The organism is Rhodococcus sp. NPDC055024, from assembly GCF_053608585.1.
Map to the genome: position 1 here is coordinate 239,102 of NZ_JBSGVT010000003.1, position 16,495 is coordinate 255,596.

A 16,495-nucleotide genomic window follows, 5' to 3' on the forward strand; every position below is an offset into this window, starting at 1 on the left:
TCAGTGCCCCATGCCGAGTCCACCGTCGACGGGGATGACCGCACCCGAGACATATGCCGAATCGTCCGAGGCGAGGAAACTGACAACTGCTGCAACATCTTCCGGCTTTCCGGTCCGCTGCAACGGGATGAACTCGGTGGCCTTGTCCTTGACGTCGTCGCCCAAGGCGGCCGTCATGTCTGTCTCGATGAATCCGGGAGCGACCACGTTGGCGGTGATCGAGCGCGAGCCGAGTTCCCTGGTCAGGGAACGAGCGATACCGACGATGCCTGCCTTGGACGCGGCGTAGTTGACCTGGCCGGCCTGTCCTGCCAGACCCACCACCGAACCGAGGAAGATGAACCGTCCGAAACGCGCGCGCAGCATCGAACGGGTCGCACGCTTGGAGAGGCGGAAGGTTCCGGTCAGATTCGCGTCGACGACGCTCGTGAACTGCTCTTCGCTCATCCGCATGATCAGTGTGTCGTCGGTGACGCCGGCGTTGGCGACGATGACCTCGACCGGGCCCTGGTGTGCCTCGACCTCTTTGAACGCCCGGTCGATCGACTCGGTGTCGGTGACGTCGCAGACAACGCCGAACAAACCTTCAGGGACACCGGAACCGCGATGCGTGACGGCTACCTTGTGACCGTCTGCAGCGAGTCGCTGAGCGACGGCCAAGCCGATTCCGCGGTTGCCGCCGGTGACGAGCACCGAGCGCGGTGTGGTGACGGTCCGTTCGGAAACCACTGGCGTGGGAGGGATAGACATGGCGATCAACCTATCAATTCTCTGCGGGCCGCGTACCAGCGGTATTTGGACAATTCGGAACTGCTCTCGATCAAGGCAGACGCTGCCTGCGTACCAGGGCGATCGTCAGACCTGCGGTCGCGAACACGACGCCGAGGATCAACCATGGTCGACTCGCGTCGCCTCGAGTCGTCTCGAAACCGATCTGCTCTTCGAGCGTGTCGTACACCTGGCGCAGTTCTTCCAGGCTCGATGCCGTGAAAAAACTTCCCCCGGACAGGTTGGCGATCTCTTTCAACGACGCATCGTCGACCGGGACGGGGATTCGGTCCCCTTCGATCTCGACGCGTCCGTATGTCGTTCCGAAGGAAATGGTCGAGATCGGAACGCCTTTGTCCTTGGCCTGACGGGCAGCGGTGAATCCGCCCCGCGGATCGTCCGGGTTCTCGGGAACGGTCTGCTTACCGTCGGACAGCAACACGATGCGCGCCGGGGGCGCCTGATCGCTTCCGCCGAGAACCGCCGACAGCGTGTCGATCGACTGCAAGGAGGTGAAGATCGCCTCGCCCGTCGCCGTCCGCTCACTGAGCTTCAGGTTGTCGATGGCGACCTTCGTCGCGTCACGATTCGTGGTGGGCGACACCAGAACCGAGGCGGTTCCGGCAAATGCGACCAACCCGAGGTTGATTCCAGGAGTGAGACCGTCGGCAAACGACTTGGCTGCTTCCTGCGCTGCTGCCAATCGCGTCGGCTCGACATCGGTGGCCTGCATCGACAGCGACACGTCGATCACGAGGATCACGGTGGCGCGGTTTCGCGGGACCTTCTTGTCTGCCGTCGGACCGGCGAGGGCAACAGTGAAGAACACCAACGCGACGACCATCAGAATCGCCGGAATATGACGCCACCGCCCCGGCCGCGAAGGCGCGACCTTCTCCAGTAGCGCGAAGTTCGTGAACCGAAGTGTGTGCTTTTCACGCTGCTTCTGGACAAAAACGTAACCGACCACCAACGCGGCGATGACAGCGAGGAACATCAGCCACCACGGTGCGGTGAATTGAGAAAGACTCACGAACGAACGCCCCCAGTTCCGGCGCCGGCACCATAACTGTGGCGGCGTGCCGAGATGAATCTCACGACGTCGGCGATCCAGTCCCTGTCGGTGTGCAGAGACATCAGCGGTGCGCCGCAACGACGTAGAGCTTGTCGGACCTCGACACGGTGCTCAGCGGCGACTCTGGCGAAGTCGGCTCGCAGTTGCGGCGTCGTGGTGAATTCTCTCGTCCGACCGGACTCCGGATCGTGGAGCACCACGTCGCCGACGTCGGGCAGTTCGAGGTCACGCGGATCTACCACTTCGACGCCGAGCACGTCATGCCGTCCCGAAATGGCGCGCAGCGAGCGTTCCCAGTCGATCGGCCCGAGGAAGTCACTGATGACCACCGCGAGTCCGCGCCGACGCTGTGGGCGTCTGAGCGCTTCGATCGCCCCGACCAGATCGCCACGTACCCCGTCCGGAGCGTGCGGGGTCGTCGCGATCTTACGAAGCATCGCCTGTGCGTGAATTCGCCCACCACGGGCCGGAATTCGTGTTGTCTGTGCGCCCGTCGAGATGATGGCGCCGACGCGATTACCTCCCGAACTGGTCAGGTGGGTGATCGCTGCAGCCGCGGCGACGACCAGGTCGCGCTTCTCGCATCCGGCCGTCCCGAAATCGAGACTTGCGGACAAGTCGATGACGAGCCACGTCTCGAGCTCACGATCTGCGACCGACTGACGCACGTGCGGGTGCGTCGTACGGGCGGTGACGGACCAGTCCATCTGCCGCACGTCGTCGCCTGGCTGATACTCGCGAGCGTCCCCCGGTTCCGAACCCGGGCCGGGAATCAGACCGAGGTGGTCGCCGTGCAGCACACCGTCGAGGCGGCGACGAACCGTCAGCTCGAGGGTGCGCAGCGCAGCGGTGAGCTTGGGATCACTGAGCTCGCCGGATCGGAACGACGGCGGAGAACCGGTGGATCCGGCGGGTGTCGCCTGGCCACCGTCGCGGCCTTCGGTCACTGCGGGCGACTCATCGTCTCAGCGGTCGCGATCGGCGCGCCGTTGCCCTGCGGATTAGCTGTGCCCTGTGGGTTGACGGCGCCCTGTGGATTGACGGCACCCTGTGCGTTGAACTGCGGTGCTTGCGGTGCGCCCTGTTGGGGCGGTCCGGGAACGGTGGGGACCGGTCGCGCGGCGATCTGCGGCAGTCCGGCGGTCTGCAGTACCCGGGCGATGACGGCGTCGGGAGTCACCTCGTCGGCCATGGCGTCGTACGAGAGAACGAGGCGGTGACGCAACACGTCCGGGATCACTTCGATGACGTCCTGCGGCACGACGTAGTCGCGGCCGCGGACGAGTGCGAGGGCCCGCGACGCGGCGATGATGCCGAGCGTCGCACGGGGTGAGGCACCGTAGGCGATCCAGCCTGCGACGTCCTCGAGTCCGACGTCACGCGGCGTGCGCGTAGCGGCGATGACTCGGACCACGTAGTCGACCAGGGCGTGGTGGACGAAGACGTTGCTGGCGACGCGTTGGAGCCTGACCAACTCCTCCGGACCGAGGATCTGGTGCGGCTCCGGGGCTGCGACGCCCATCCGGTAGACGATTTCGCGTTCTTCCTCGACAGTCGGGTAGTCGACGAGGATCTTGAACAGGAAGCGGTCGCGCTGCGCCTCGGGGAGCGGATAGACGCCCTCGTTCTCGATGGGGTTCTGCGTCGCCATCACCAGGAACGGATCGGGCATGTGGTACCGCTTGCCACCGATCGAGACGTGGCGTTCGGCCATCACCTCGAGGAGCGCGGACTGCACCTTGGCCGGGGCGCGGTTGATCTCGTCGGCCAGGACGAAGTTCGCGACGACGGGTCCGAGTTCGGTGTCGAACTCCTCGCGGCCCTGACGGTAGATGCGCGTACCGATGAGGTCGGTGGGCACCAGGTCCGGGGTGAACTGCACGCGGGAGAAGGAACCACCGACGACCTTCGCGAAAGTCTCGACGGCCAGCGTCTTGGCGACGCCGGGGACTCCCTCGAGGAGGACGTGCCCCTTGGCCAGGAGACCGACGAGAATGCGCTCGACAAGCCGGTCCTGCCCGACGATGACTCGCTTGACCTCGTAGATCGCTCGTTCCAAGGTCTGAACGTCGGCTGTCAGGGAAGGTGCTGCTCCGTCCGCACTTCCGCCCGCCTTGCTTACGTCGACCGTTCCGACCGAATCTTCACGTGAGGTCACCAAGAATCCATCGCTTTCACCTAGAAAAGTACCGACAGTAACGTGTTCCCCGTCAACTATTCCAGGTAGTTGCGCTCGATGCCGTAACACCACGTCGGGAACTTGATACTTCTCCTGACAATGCGGGCGTCAGCGACAATTTCCTCTGACCGTCAGGACACCAGTCGGACGGCGTACGGCGTCATTCCGCCCCAACGAACCGGCGAGACCATGACACTCGAACCGGATTGTGGTGCTTCGAGCATCTGCCCGTTACCGAGGTAGAGCGCCACGTGCTGGCTGGCGTTGGGGCCGTAGAAGATCATGTCGCCGCGCTTCATCTCCGAGGACGGAACCTGCGTGCCCGCGGTGTACTGATAGCCGGTGTAGTGCGGCAACGAGATCCCGATGCCGGCAAAGGCATAGATCATCAAGCCGGAGCAGTCGAACCCGACTTTGTTGAAATCGCCGTAACTGTCAGCGACGCCGCCGTCACGGATGCCTCGCGTCGGACCGTTCTCGTCGCCGCCGCCCCAGGCGTACTGCACGCCTAGCTGAGACATCCCGCGGTCGATGACGGATTCGATTGCAGCGCTTCCGGTAACGGAAGGCTTCGGCGTGGTGGGTTTCGGCGTCGTCGGCTTGGGCGTGGTGGGCTTGGGGGTGGTGGGCTTGGGCGTGGTGACCGTTTCCTCGTCGGTGCCGGTCTCTTCGTCCGTGCCTGTTTCTTCGTCGGTCCCGGTTTCTTCGTCCGTCCAGGTCTCGTCGTCGTCCGGGATTACCGTCGGAGTCGGGTCTTCGACAGCGGTGTGCGGACGCTGGGCTGCTGCCAGTGCTGCAGCTCGGTCCTTGGCTGCCTGGTCGGCAGCGGCACGGGCGGCGGCCTGAGCGGCTGCTTCCTTGGCAGCGGCTTCGAGAGCCTTCTGATGAGCTTCCTCGGCGCGGCGCTGTTCGTCCCACGTCGCGTATGCCTGGCGTTGCCCTTGCAAGCCGGCGACGGCATTGCGGGCGGCGTCGAGCTGGGCCTGAGCGGAGTTACGCTCGGCTTCGATCGACGCCTTCTTGGCAACCTGCTGATCGAGGGCGTTGCGCGCGATCTGAATCGCTTGCTCCGCCAGATCCTTCAGCTGCGCGGCGACCTCGGCGGCGGCGTCGGCCTGCTGCTTGGCCTGGCGGGTCGCGGAGTCCTTGTTCGCCTGCTCGGTGCGTGCTCGCTGAAGACCGTCGAGCACTGCGCTCTGTGTGTTGGCGAGAAGTTTGAGGACCTGGGCACGGTCGAGAACGTCGCCCGGCCCCTTGGCGTCGAGGAACGACGAGATCGACGCAGTATTGGTGCCCTTGACGTAGCTCGAGCGTGCGTACTTGTCGAAGTCCGTCTGAGCGACTTCGATCTGCGCCGACGCGTCCTTCAGAGCTTGTTTGGTGACTCCGACGGCCTGCGCTGCAGAGTCTGCGGCGCCGCGGGCGTTCTGCAGATCCACGAGAGTCTTGTTGACGTCTTCACGCTTGATCGCAACTTCGTTGTCGAGTGCCGACAACTGTTCGTTGGCCGATGCGACTTGATTGATGAGCGCGCTGACGGTGCCGACGCTCGACGAGACCTGCGAATCTGCTGCGGCGATGTCCGAGTCACTCGGATTCGGTGGCGGCGGCGGTACGGCCGAGGACATGGCCGGCGTTCCGACAATCAGGGATCCGACGACGCCGAATCCGATGACCAGTTGCGCCAGGCGCATCGACTTACGGGAAGGACCACGACGGGACTCGCCGCCACGTGTTACTTGCCTCACAAATAACTCTCCCTCGCGTGTAACGCCACGGCCCGCTGGGTCGCCGATCCGTGCGGGGAGGGAATGCGCAGACCAAGCACCGGTCGCCCACAGCCCGAGAGCTGACGGTTGACCCGGACGTGCCGTAAGAACGCCACCGCCGGAACCTCGAGAACAAGGCAACCGACAAGTACGCGTCGAACAACATCAGCCTGTCTGCGACACTTCTTCCCCAAAAAGTGCCAGTTGTACCGTACGACACTCAAGCGTTCTTTGGAAACTTTAGCCACAAATAACACAAACGGTATTTGAGCTGGTCGAATGGCATGCAGGCACCAAAAAGGGCAGGTACTCACCGCAAACAGCGGTGAGTACCTGTTTTCGACGAGTTACTGAAAATCTCGCAAAAGGACCAAGGTCAGACGGAATCGGCCCGGTGGTCGGAAGATGTCGCAATCCCTGAAGCAGAACCGATATGTCTGGTTTGCGTATTTTCCGGCTCTCGCCGCCACTTGACCGCGAAGGTGATTCCGGCAATTACCGCCACCACGGCGATGACAAGAACCGTGTACAACGGCCACGGCGGACCAGGCGCCACGATCTCGTGCGAGAAACGGTCCGCGGTCACACTCGCGCTCTCGCCGAATGACCGGTCTTGTGCAGTTTCGAGTTGGACGCGAGAGATCGAGTCGCTGTAGCTGCCCATCCAGTCCGGGCTCAGAACAAGGACCGTGCCGCCTTCGGTCTTGCCGACCGTCGTGGCCAGGTCCCGAAGATCGGACGGCCGGCCCGGATTCGCGTCGACGACGACGACGCTCAAGTCGACACCACGTTCGCGAGCGTCGGTCACCACCGCGGTCAGCCCGGCAACATCGGACTCGGGGGCGGAGACGCCGTCCGTCGAGAGATCCGCGAATACGTCGTCGAGATCGACGTCCGACGGAACAGCGGTGTGCGACGGGGACTTCACGTGCACGGGCGCGAAAGCGTGATTGGTAGGAGCAGACATCTCTCATCCGGGTGCTGTTCGGATTCCGTCCACCGCTGAGTTGCGGGGAGTTGGTCCGAGGTCGTTTGTCGGCGGCCGACCCGCGACGGGCCTGCATGCAGCCTACTTCAGGTCGACTGCCACCCGGCGTCACACACAACCGCCGCGCGTGCCGCCTGAGTGGCAACTGTGGGTGCGGTCACCCAGCCAAGCCTGCGTTGCGCAGGCCCGCAGTCTGCATGAAGATTGTTTCGGTCAACTTGCCCTGAATTCTCACAGGACAAGCGTACTGTTAGACTTGGACCGAGAGGTACCACCGGTCAGGACAGGTTCTACTGCAGCTCCGATGTTCGGACAGTTCTCACGCGAACTGTGCGATTGGCGTGAGCTACGGAGGATCTACCAGCCGAAGTACCTCGCTTCAGCTGCCGACACAGCCCCGTCGGTAGCGACCCTCATAGACGAGTGGAGCAGACGTGAGCACCAGTATCGATTCATTCGGAGCCAAGGGAACCCTCGAGGTCGGTGAGAACTCTTACGAGATCTTCCGCCTCTCGGCTGTCCCCGGCACCGAGAAATTGCCCTATTCCTTGAAGGTTCTCGCCGAGAACCTTCTCCGCACCGAAGACGGTGCCAACATCACCGCGGATCACATCCGCGCCATCGCGAGCTGGGATCCCTCAGCTGAGCCGAGCATCGAAATCCAGTTCACGCCTGCCCGCGTGATCATGCAGGACTTCACCGGCGTTCCTTGCATCGTCGACCTCGCCACCATGCGTGAGGCCGTCACCACCCTCGGCGGCGACCCGAACAAGGTCAACCCGCTCTCCCCCGCCGACATGGTCATCGACCACTCGGTCATCCTCGACGTCTTCGGCCAGGCCGACGCACTCGAGCGCAACGTCGACCTCGAATACGAGCGCAACGGCGAGCGTTACCAGTTCCTTCGTTGGGGCCAGGGCGCATTCGACGACTTCAAGGTCGTCCCCCCGGGAATGGGAATCGTTCACCAGGTCAACATCGAATACCTGGCTCCCACCGTGATGTCCCGTAACGGACAGGCCTACCCCGACACCTGCGTCGGCACCGACTCGCACACCACGATGGTCAACGGCCTCGGCGTGCTCGGCTGGGGCGTCGGCGGCATCGAGGCCGAGGCAGCAATGCTCGGCCAGCCCGTCTCCATGCTGATCCCCCGCGTTGTCGGCTTCAAGCTCTCCGGTGAGATCAAGCCCGGCGTCACCGCAACCGACGTCGTGCTCACCGCCACCGAGATGCTCCGCAAGCACGGCGTCGTCGGCAAGTTCGTCGAGTTCTACGGCAACGGTGTTGCCGAGGTTCCGCTCGCGAACCGCGCAACGCTGGGCAACATGAGCCCCGAATTCGGTTCCACCGCAGCGATCTTCCCGATCGACGCCGAGACCATCGAATACCTGCGCCTCACCGGTCGCAGCGACGAGCAGCTCGCTCTCGTCGAGGCGTACGCCAAGGAACAGGGCCTGTGGCACAACCCCGACAAGGAACCCGTCTTCTCGGAGTACATCGAGCTGGATCTGGGAACCGTTGTTCCCTCGATCGCCGGCCCGAAGCGCCCGCAGGACCGAATCCTGTTGTCGGAGTCCAAGACTGCGTTCCGCAAGGACATCCACAACTACGTGGAAGAGAACCACCCGACCGAGCACACCCAGCTCGACGAGGCAGTCGAGGAATCCTTCCCGGCTTCCGACCCCGCAGTTCTGTCGTTTGCCGACGACGGAGCGGTCGACGTTCTCTCCGCTGCCAACGGTGCAGAAGGCCGTCCGAGCAAGCCGGTTGTCGTCAAGTCCGACGCTGGTGAGTTCGTTCTCGACCACGGCGCCGTCGTTGTTGCCGGCATCACGTCCTGCACCAACACGTCCAACCCGTCGGTCATGCTCGGCGCTGCACTGCTCGCACGCAACGCCGTCGAAAAGGGCCTTGCCACCAAGCCGTGGGTCAAGACCAACATGGCTCCCGGTTCGCAGGTCGTGACCGACTACTACGAGAAGGCCGGCCTGTGGCCGTACCTCGAGAAGCTCGGCTACTACCTCGGTGGTTACGGCTGCACCACGTGCATCGGTAACACCGGACCGCTGCCCGAGGCAGTCTCCAAGGCGATCAACGACAACGATCTCTCGGTCACCGCGGTGCTCTCGGGTAACCGTAACTTCGAGGGACGTATCTCCCCCGACGTCAAGATGAACTACTTGGCTTCCCCGCCGCTGGTGATTGCCTACGGCCTCGCCGGAACCATGGACTTCGACTTCGAGACCGACTCGCTCGGTAACGACACCGACGGAAACCCCGTCTACCTCAAGGACATCTGGCCGTCCACGCAGGAAATCGAAGAGACCATCAAGTCCTCGATCGACCAGGACATGTTCCGCAAGTCGTACGCAACCATCTTTGCGGGCGACAGCCGCTGGCAGAACCTCGAAACCCCGAAGGGTGACACCTTCGAGTGGGACGTGAACTCCACCTACGTGCGGAAGCCACCCTACTTCGACGGCATGACGATGGATCCGGCTCCGGTCAAGGATATCAAGGGCGCCCGCGTCCTCGCGCTGCTCGGCGACTCGGTCACCACCGACCACATCAGCCCGGCAGGTCCGATCAAGGTCGGTACCCCCGCTGCGCAGTACCTCGACTCTCACGGCGTCGAGCGTGCGGATTACAACTCGCTCGGCTCGCGTCGCGGTAACCACGAGGTCATGATTCGCGGTACCTTCGCGAACATCCGTCTGCGCAACCAGCTCCTCGACGACGTCTCGGGTGGATACACCCGCGACTTCACGCAGGAAGGCGCACCGCAGGCATTCATCTACGACGCGTCGCAGAACTACCAGGCAGCCGGCATCCCGCTGGTCGTCCTGGGCGGCAAGGAGTACGGCTCCGGATCCTCGCGTGACTGGGCAGCCAAGGGCACCAGCCTGCTCGGCGTCAAGGCCGTCATCACCGAGTCGTTCGAGCGCATCCACCGCTCCAACCTCATCGGCATGGGCGTTGTCCCGCTGCAGTTCCCGGTCGGCGAGTCCGCAGGTTCGCTCAAGCTCGACGGCACCGAGACCTTCGACATCGAAGGCGTCGAGAAGCTCAACGAGGGCGTCACCCCGAAGACCATGAAGGTCACGGCGACGCGCGAGAACGGCGAGAAGGTCGTGTTCGACGCAGTCGTACGCATCGATACCCCGGGCGAAGCGGATTACTACCGCAACGGTGGCATCCTGCAGTACGTGCTTCGCAACATGATCCGGGGCTAGTAGGCACTACGTGCCTGTGAGCACTTTCGGCCCATGACGGGTCACAAAGCGCTCACGACCACTTTCGCCGGAAGGCGAACCATGTTTCATCGGTGGTCGTGAGCGCTTTGTGCACTGAGTCGACATTCAGCGCCTACGGCCGAAAGTGCTCACAGGCAACCCGACAAAGGAGGGATGCCCGTGCCCAAGGTCAGTGAAGACCATCTCGCGGCACGGCGCAGTCAGATCCTTGACGGCGCCCGCCGCTGCTTTGCGGAATACGGCTACGACGGCGCCACAGTTCGCCGTCTCGAAGAAGTCACCGGTTTGTCCCGGGGAGCGATCTTTCATCACTTCAAGGACAAGGACGGCCTGTTCCTCGCGCTTGCCAGCGAGGATGCGAGCCGGATGGCAGATGTCGTCGCCGAAGAGGGCCTCGTCCAGGTCATGCGGGACATGCTCGCGCAGCCCGATCAATTCGATTGGCTGGGAACGCGACTGGAGATAGCGCGTCGACTACGCAACGACGCCGATTTCCGTGAGAAATGGTCACAGCGCTCCGCAGAACTGACGGAAGCGACCAGTGCGCGCCTCGCCCGACAGAAATCGGCCGGCCGGCTGCGTGACGACGTTCCCACCGAAATCCTGATCGGGTATCTGGATCTGGTGATGGACGGCCTGGTCGCGAGAATCGCCTCCGGCCACGGCGTCGACAACCTTTCGGCTGTTCTCGACCTGGTCGAGGAGTCTGTGCGGCGAAGGGATTAGGGGCTTCGCCCCTGTGAGTGGTTGAGGAGTGCGGGGACTCCCTAACCACTCACAGGGGGTCAGGCGAGCTGGATCAGCTCGAGGTACTCCTGCGACCAGTGGTCCTCGTTGCCGTCGGGCAGGAGGATGACGCGCTCGGGGTTGAGTGCCTCGGCAGCACCCGGATCGTGAGTGACCAGGACGACGGCGCCGGTGTAGCTGCGGAGCGCGTCGAGCACTTGCTCGCGCGAGATCGGGTCCAGATTGTTGGTGGGCTCGTCGAGAAGCAGAACATTGGCGGCCGAAGACACCAGGCCGGCCAGAGCCAGACGCGTCTTCTCACCACCCGAGAGCGTTCCGGCCGGCTGTTCGAGCTGCGGGCCGGTGAACATGAAGGCACCGAGCAGCGAACGCAGTTCCTGCTCCCCTGTGTCCGGCGCGGCGTGGCGGATGTTCTCCCACACGGACGCGTCGTCGTCGAGGGTGTCGTGCTCCTGAGCGAAGTATCCGACCTTGAGTCCGTGACCGGCGATCAGCTCGCCCGCGTCCGCCTTCTCCGCGCCCGCGAGGATGCGAAGCAACGTGGTCTTACCCGCACCGTTGAGTCCGAGGATGACCACACGCGATCCACGGTCGATCGCGAGATCGACACCGGTGAAGATCTCGAGCGAGCCGTACACCTTGGTGAGGTTCTTGCCCATCAGTGGAGTCTTGCCACACGCTGCGGGTTCGGGGAAACGAATCCGCGCCACCTTGTCCGAGACGCGTTCTGCGTCGAGGTTCGCCATCAACTTGTCGGCTCGCTTCGCCATGTTCTGCGCGGCGACGGCCTTGGTTGCCTTCGCGCCCATCTTCGCAGCCTGAATCCGCAGCGCGCCGGCCTTCTTCTCGGCATTGGCGCGCTCGCGACGGCGACGCTGCTCGTCCGTGGCGCGTGCGTCGAGGTACTTCTTCCAGTTCATGTTGTAGACGTCGGCTTCACCGCGGACGGCATCGAGGAACCACACGCGGTTGACGACGTCGTTGAGCAGGTCGACGTCGTGGCTGATGACCACCAGTCCACCCTCGTGGTTCTGGAGGAATCCACGTAGCCAGGTGATGGAGTCGGCGTCGAGGTGGTTGGTGGGCTCGTCGAGGAGCAGCGTCGTGTCTGAGCGGGCACCGCTGCCGTCCGAGGCGGCAAAGAGGATTCGTGCCAATTCGACGCGACGACGCTGACCACCGGACAGCGTGCTGAGCGGCTGCCCGAGAATACGGTCTTCGAGGCCCAGGCTGCTGGTGATTCGTGCGGCTTCACTCTCGGCTTCGTATCCGCCGAGGGCCGAGAACCGATCCTCGAGCTGGCCGTACTTCTTGACGGCGCGATCCTGGGATTCCTGATCGAGCACCTCGCCCATCAGGATCTGCTGCTTCTCCATCTCGCGGAGCATCGTGTCGAGACCTCGTGCGGAGAGAACCCGGTCCTTGGCGAGGATGCTCAGGTCACCCTCCTTGGGGTCCTGAGGGAGGTATCCGAGTTCGCCGGTGCGTACGACGCTTCCCGCGTATGCCTCACCTTCACCGGCCAGGATGCGCAGTGTGGTCGTCTTTCCGGCTCCGTTACGTCCGACGAGTCCGATCCGATCGCCCGGCTGGATGCGCAGCGAGGGCCCGGGAGCCGTGAGAAGGGTGCGGACACCGGCACGAACTTCGAGGTCAGTGGCGGTAATCAAGCAAACTCCTCAGGAAAAACGACGAATACGGGTAAACAATGCCTGACTTCAGACACAAGAACTATCGATTTTACCGTGACCTGACGGTCGTTCCGACCAGCAGCGTGTGAGTCCGCTAACGTTCGGGACATGACTAGCGAAAACAGCACTCGTCCTCGCGACCTCGAAGGCCGCGCCGCCATCGTCACCGGCGCAAGTCGCGGGATCGGCAAAGCTGTCGCCGCCGAACTCCTCGCGCGCGGCGCAGACGTCCTGATCACCGCCCGCAAGCCGGAGCCCCTCGAGGCCGCTGCAACAGAACTGTCCGCTCTGGGTCACGGCGGAAAGGTCGTCGCATTCGCGGGCAACGCTGCCGATGCCGAAGCCCGCTCCGGCGCCGTCGACCGCGCCGTCTCCGAATTCGGTTCACTCGACATTCTGGTCAACAACACCGGCATCAATCCCGTCTTCGGTTCGCTCATGGAGGCGGACCTCGACGCCGTGCGCAAGATTTTCGACGTGAACGTGGTTGCCGCCCTCGGTTACGTCCAACAAACGCATCGGGCATGGATGGGAGAACACGGTGGCGCGGTGGTGAATCTGGCCAGCGTGGCCGGGATCCGATCGACGGGCGTGATCGCCGCGTACGGCGCATCGAAGGCTGCGCTCATCCGTTTGACGGAAGAACTGGCCTGGCAACTGGGACCGAAGATTCGTGTCAATGCCGTGGCTCCCGGGATCGTCAAGACGCAGTTTGCGGCGGCCTTGGTCGCTGCCGGCGAGGACAAGGCGTCGGCGGGTTACCCGATGAAACGGCTCGGCACTCCCGAAGACGTTGCCGGCCTGGTCGGCTTCCTCGTCTCCGACGCGGCGGCGTGGATCACCGGCGAAACCGTGCGGGTCGACGGCGGTCTGCTCGCAACGGGATCGATGTAGTGCGCCGGTCGTGAGCACAGAAAACTCCTCCGCCGACGTGGTGATCGTCGGTGGTGGCCCGGCCGGACGGGCACTCGCGACCCGCTGTATCGCCCGGCAACTCACCGTCGTCGTTGTCGATCCGCATCCCCATCGGGTGTGGACTCCGACGTATTCGGCGTGGGCGGACGAGCTTCCGTCGTGGCTGCCGGACGAGGTGATCGCGAGCCGGATTCAATGTCCGAACGTGTGGACCGATGGACAGAAAAAGCTTGATCGCGCATATTGCGTATTGAATACACCATTACTGCAATCATTTCTCTCTGATGCTTCCATGCAGTTCAGAGCATTGCGCGCTCGAACACTGTCCCCCACCACCGTCGAGTGCGTGGACGGATCGCAGCTGACGGGATCCGTCGTCGTCGACGCCAGAGGCACCGATCTGACAGTGACAACCGCGCAGCAGACCGCCTTCGGAGTGATCGTCGACCGCGCCCTGGCCGATCCGATTCTGGGCGATGGCGAAGACTGGTTCATGGACTGGCGAAGAGACAACGGCACTTCCGACGCCGACGCCCCGTCGTTCCTCTATGCGGTCCCACTCGACGACGAGCGAGTTCTCCTCGAGGAGACCTGCCTCGTCGGCCGGCCGGCGTTGGGGCTCCGCGAACTCGAAGCACGTCTGCGCACCCGACTTCACAATCGGGGCTGCGAAGTGCCCGACGACGCGCCGGTCGAGCGAGTCCGTTTTGCGGTCGAAGGCCCGAGGGGGTCCTCACCGGACGGCATCCTCCGGTTCGGCGGGCGAGGCGGTTTGATGCATCCTGGAACGGGATACAGCGTTGCCTCCTCACTCGCCGAGGCAGACACTGTCGCGAAAGCAATCGCCGGCGGTGGGGATCCCAACGCAGCACTCTGGCCGCGATCGGCCAGGGCAGTGTCTGCCCTTCGCCGCGTTGGCCTGAACGCACTTCTCACCCTCGGCTCCGGCGAGGTCGCGACATTTTTCGACACGTTCTTCGATCTACCGATCGAGGCTCAGCGGTCCTACCTGTCCGATCGGCGGGACGCGTCCGCGACGGCGAAGGTGATGGCAACACTGTTCCGATCGTCACCGTGGCACGTCCGAAAGACGTTGATGCGCGCGCCGTTTCTGAGGTGAGCACTCTGGACCGACTACTGCGTTCCCATCGAGCCGGCGATCATCGGCCAGGAATTGTGTAGATCGTCCTGCCAGTAACCCCACGAGTGTGTTCCGGTCGGCTTGAAGTCGAAGGTCGCGGGGATTCCCAGAGCGTTCAGTCGGTCCGCCAGTCCGTGCGTACACCCGTTGACCGCGGATTCGATGATGCCGCCGACGATGATCTGATTCAGGAGCGCTCCGGGACTTCCGTTCACATCGGGTGCCTGAAGGTTTTCGTGTGGACCTGGCAGCCCTGAACCGGTGGAGACGTACAGTTCGGTTCCTCGCAGTTTCTCCGCGTTCACGACGGGATCGTTCTCGCGCCATCCGGGACTGTCGAACGGTCCCCACATGTTTGTCGGGTCAGCGCCTCCCCGCGCGCCGACCACCAGCCGCACGTAGTCCTGCCCTGGCTGGGTGGAGGTCTCCGCGCATCCGCTGTAGGCGCCGACACTGCGATAGAGCCCCGGTGCTGAGATCGCGAGGTTGAGAACCGAGGTCGCCGTCATCGAGATCGCCGCGATGGAGTTGACCCCGTTGGTGCCGAACTGCGCGTCGATCACGGGCGGTAGTTCGCGGGTGAGAAATGTCTGCCACTTGTTGCGTCCGAGTACGGGATCGTCTTTCTGCCAATCGGTGTAGTAGCTGAACGCTCCTTCCAACGGCGTCACGACGTTGACATTCTTGTCGGCGAAGAAGTCCAGGACATCCGTCCGTCCTTCCCACGTTGCACTGTCCTCGCCACCGCCGGCGCCGTTGAGCAGATACAGCGTCGGGCGTGGGGCGCTGGTGTCGGCGGGAAGGATCACCTCGAGTGGTATGTCGCGGTCCATCGCATCCGAATGAACGGTGACCCTGACGGTGCGTACCTGTTCGGCTGTTGCGGGCCACGGTGCGAACAGCAGTGGAAACAGTGAAATCGCCAGCGCAGCGGTGACGCGTCGACGGTAGGTTCGGATTCTCATCGGAGCGTGCCCCCCAGGGGTGCGAGTCGGGTTCTCGGAGCGGATACCCGCTCGATACGCCCCGAACCGACCCATCCACACGCAACGGTTCGGGATCAACCGAGAGCGTTTGCCTCGCGCAAACGGCCGGCGACGACCATCATGGGAGACATGCGCTCGATTTGGAAAGGCTCGATAGCCTTCGGTCTGGTCAACGTTCCGGTCAAGGTGTACTCGGCGACCGAGGACCACGACATCCGATTTCACCAGGTCCATGCAAAAGACGGTGGCCGCATCAAGTACAACCGCGTGTGTTCCGAGTGCGGCAACACGGTCCAATTCGCGGACATCGACAAGGCGTACGACTCGGAGGACGGGTCACGGGTCATCCTGAGCGACGAGGACTTCAACAAGCTCCCAGCCGCCGAGAAGCACGAGATTCCGGTGCTGGAATTCGTGCCGAACGATCAGATCGACCCGATCTTGTTCGAGAAGAGCTACTTCCTCGAACCGGATTCGGCGTCACCAAAGGCGTACGTCCTGCTCTCGACTGTGCTCACCGAGAGCGATCGAACAGCACTCGTGCACTTCACGCTGCGGCAGAAGACGCGTCTGGCCGCGATGCGCGCCCGCGACGGTGTCCTCGTGATCCAGACGCTTCTCTGGCCTGACGAAGTTCGCGCCGCAGAGTTCCCCTCGCTCGACGACGTGGAGAAGCCGAAGGTCAAGGAACTGAAGATGGCGCAGACGCTCGTCGAGAGCATGGCGGGCGACTTCGATCCGACCGAGTTCACCGACGATTACCAACTCCAACTGCGGCAGTTCCTCGACGAGATGATCGAGAACGGCGGCAAGAAGGTCATCCCTGCCGCCGAGGTCGATCAGGAAGGCACCGACGCCGAAGTGGTCGACCTGGTTGCCGCACTCCAGCGCAGTGTGGACGAAGCCAAGTCGAACGCAAGCAAAACCTCTGCCGGCAAAACGAGTGGAAGCAAGACGCGAGCGAAGAAGCGCGCCTGAG

Annotated in this window: 13 protein-coding genes; 5 read left to right on the plus strand and 8 right to left on the minus strand. The window is 63.5% G+C overall.

Annotation, left to right across the window (positions count from 1 at the left end; translation table 11 throughout):
• From fabG1 to ACWF6P_RS09910, 6 genes are all read right to left on the minus strand, one after another.
• A complete protein-coding gene (gene fabG1 / locus ACWF6P_RS09885) occupies positions 1-750 on the minus strand; it encodes a 3-oxoacyl-ACP reductase FabG1 (RefSeq protein WP_378533077.1) in 750 nt (249 codons plus the stop codon).
• 70 nt (positions 751-820) lie between these two features.
• On the minus strand, positions 821-1,801 hold the full coding sequence (locus tag ACWF6P_RS09890) for a VWA domain-containing protein (protein WP_452620906.1): 981 nt from the start codon (positions 1,799-1,801) through the stop codon (positions 821-823).
• Positions 1,798-2,790: a DUF58 domain-containing protein gene (locus ACWF6P_RS09895; RefSeq protein WP_003944991.1), complete on the minus strand. Its 993-nt coding sequence runs from the start codon at positions 2,788-2,790 to the stop codon at positions 1,798-1,800. The genes ACWF6P_RS09890 and ACWF6P_RS09895 overlap by 4 nt, the downstream gene beginning before the upstream one ends.
• Positions 2,787-4,001: an AAA family ATPase gene (locus tag ACWF6P_RS09900; protein ID WP_452620907.1), complete on the minus strand. Its 1,215-nt coding sequence runs from the start codon at positions 3,999-4,001 to the stop codon at positions 2,787-2,789. Before ACWF6P_RS09900 ends, ACWF6P_RS09895 begins: the two co-directional genes overlap by 4 nt.
• A 152-nt stretch (positions 4,002-4,153) precedes the next feature.
• Entirely contained in the window at positions 4,154-5,716 is a 1,563-nt protein-coding gene (locus ACWF6P_RS09905) for an NlpC/P60 family protein (RefSeq protein ID WP_452621007.1), read from the minus strand.
• Positions 5,717-6,167: 451 nt separating this feature from the next.
• Entirely contained in the window at positions 6,168-6,758 is a 591-nt protein-coding gene (locus tag ACWF6P_RS09910) for an Rv1476 family membrane protein (RefSeq protein ID WP_452620908.1), read from the minus strand.
• 455 nt (positions 6,759-7,213) lie between these two features.
• Here ACWF6P_RS09910 and acnA point away from each other — a divergent pair, with 455 nt between their 5' ends.
• Both acnA and ACWF6P_RS09920 read left to right on the plus strand, forming a co-directional pair.
• Positions 7,214-10,015 carry an aconitate hydratase AcnA gene (acnA, locus tag ACWF6P_RS09915; RefSeq protein WP_003944995.1) on the plus strand — a complete coding sequence of 934 codons (2,802 nt, stop codon included), beginning with the start codon at positions 7,214-7,216 and terminating at the stop codon, positions 10,013-10,015.
• A gap of 180 nt (positions 10,016-10,195) precedes the next feature.
• On the plus strand, positions 10,196-10,762 hold the full coding sequence (locus ACWF6P_RS09920) for a TetR/AcrR family transcriptional regulator (protein ID WP_214886600.1): 567 nt from the start codon (positions 10,196-10,198) through the stop codon (positions 10,760-10,762).
• Positions 10,763-10,821: 59 nt separating this feature from the next.
• On the opposite strand, the gene ACWF6P_RS09925 is transcribed toward ACWF6P_RS09920, so the two are convergent.
• Positions 10,822-12,453, minus strand: coding sequence for an ABC-F family ATP-binding cassette domain-containing protein (locus ACWF6P_RS09925; RefSeq protein WP_020907739.1), 1,632 nt, complete (start codon positions 12,451-12,453; stop codon positions 10,822-10,824).
• 129 nt (positions 12,454-12,582) lie between these two features.
• Here ACWF6P_RS09925 and ACWF6P_RS09930 point away from each other — a divergent pair, with 129 nt between their 5' ends.
• Together ACWF6P_RS09930 and ACWF6P_RS09935 are read left to right on the plus strand one after the other, a co-directional pair.
• Positions 12,583-13,368, plus strand: coding sequence for an SDR family oxidoreductase (locus tag ACWF6P_RS09930; protein WP_452620909.1), 786 nt, complete (start codon positions 12,583-12,585; stop codon positions 13,366-13,368).
• A 10-nt stretch (positions 13,369-13,378) separates the two neighbouring features.
• On the plus strand, positions 13,379-14,509 hold the full coding sequence (locus ACWF6P_RS09935; protein WP_452620910.1) for a lycopene cyclase family protein: 1,131 nt from the start codon (positions 13,379-13,381) through the stop codon (positions 14,507-14,509).
• Positions 14,510-14,523: 14 nt separating this feature from the next.
• On the opposite strand, the gene ACWF6P_RS09940 is transcribed toward ACWF6P_RS09935, so the two are convergent.
• Entirely contained in the window at positions 14,524-15,495 is a 972-nt protein-coding gene (locus ACWF6P_RS09940; RefSeq protein WP_452620911.1) for an alpha/beta hydrolase, read from the minus strand.
• A gap of 150 nt (positions 15,496-15,645) precedes the next feature.
• On the opposite strand from ACWF6P_RS09940, the gene ku reads away from it, so the two are divergent.
• On the plus strand, positions 15,646-16,494 hold the full coding sequence (gene ku / locus ACWF6P_RS09945; protein WP_452620912.1) for a non-homologous end joining protein Ku: 849 nt from the start codon (positions 15,646-15,648) through the stop codon (positions 16,492-16,494).
• Position 16,495 lies beyond the last annotated feature (1 nt).

Bases quoted from the DNA above. Each gene is read 5' to 3' on its own strand.
- fabG1 (WP_378533077.1), bottom strand. From the start codon at position 750: ATGTCTATCCCTCCCACGCCAGTGGTTTCCGAACGGACCGTCACCACA.
- ACWF6P_RS09905 (WP_452621007.1), bottom strand. From the start codon at position 5,716: ATGCGCCTGGCGCAACTGGTCATCGGATTCGGCGTCGTCGGATCCCTG.
- ACWF6P_RS09910 (WP_452620908.1), bottom strand. From the start codon at position 6,758: ATGTCTGCTCCTACCAATCACGCTTTCGCGCCCGTGCACGTGAAGTCC.
- ACWF6P_RS09930 (WP_452620909.1), top strand. From the start codon at position 12,583: ATGACTAGCGAAAACAGCACTCGTCCTCGCGACCTCGAAGGCCGCGCC.
- ACWF6P_RS09940 (WP_452620911.1), bottom strand. From the start codon at position 15,495: ATGAGAATCCGAACCTACCGTCGACGCGTCACCGCTGCGCTGGCGATT.
- ku (WP_452620912.1), top strand. From the start codon at position 15,646: ATGCGCTCGATTTGGAAAGGCTCGATAGCCTTCGGTCTGGTCAACGTT.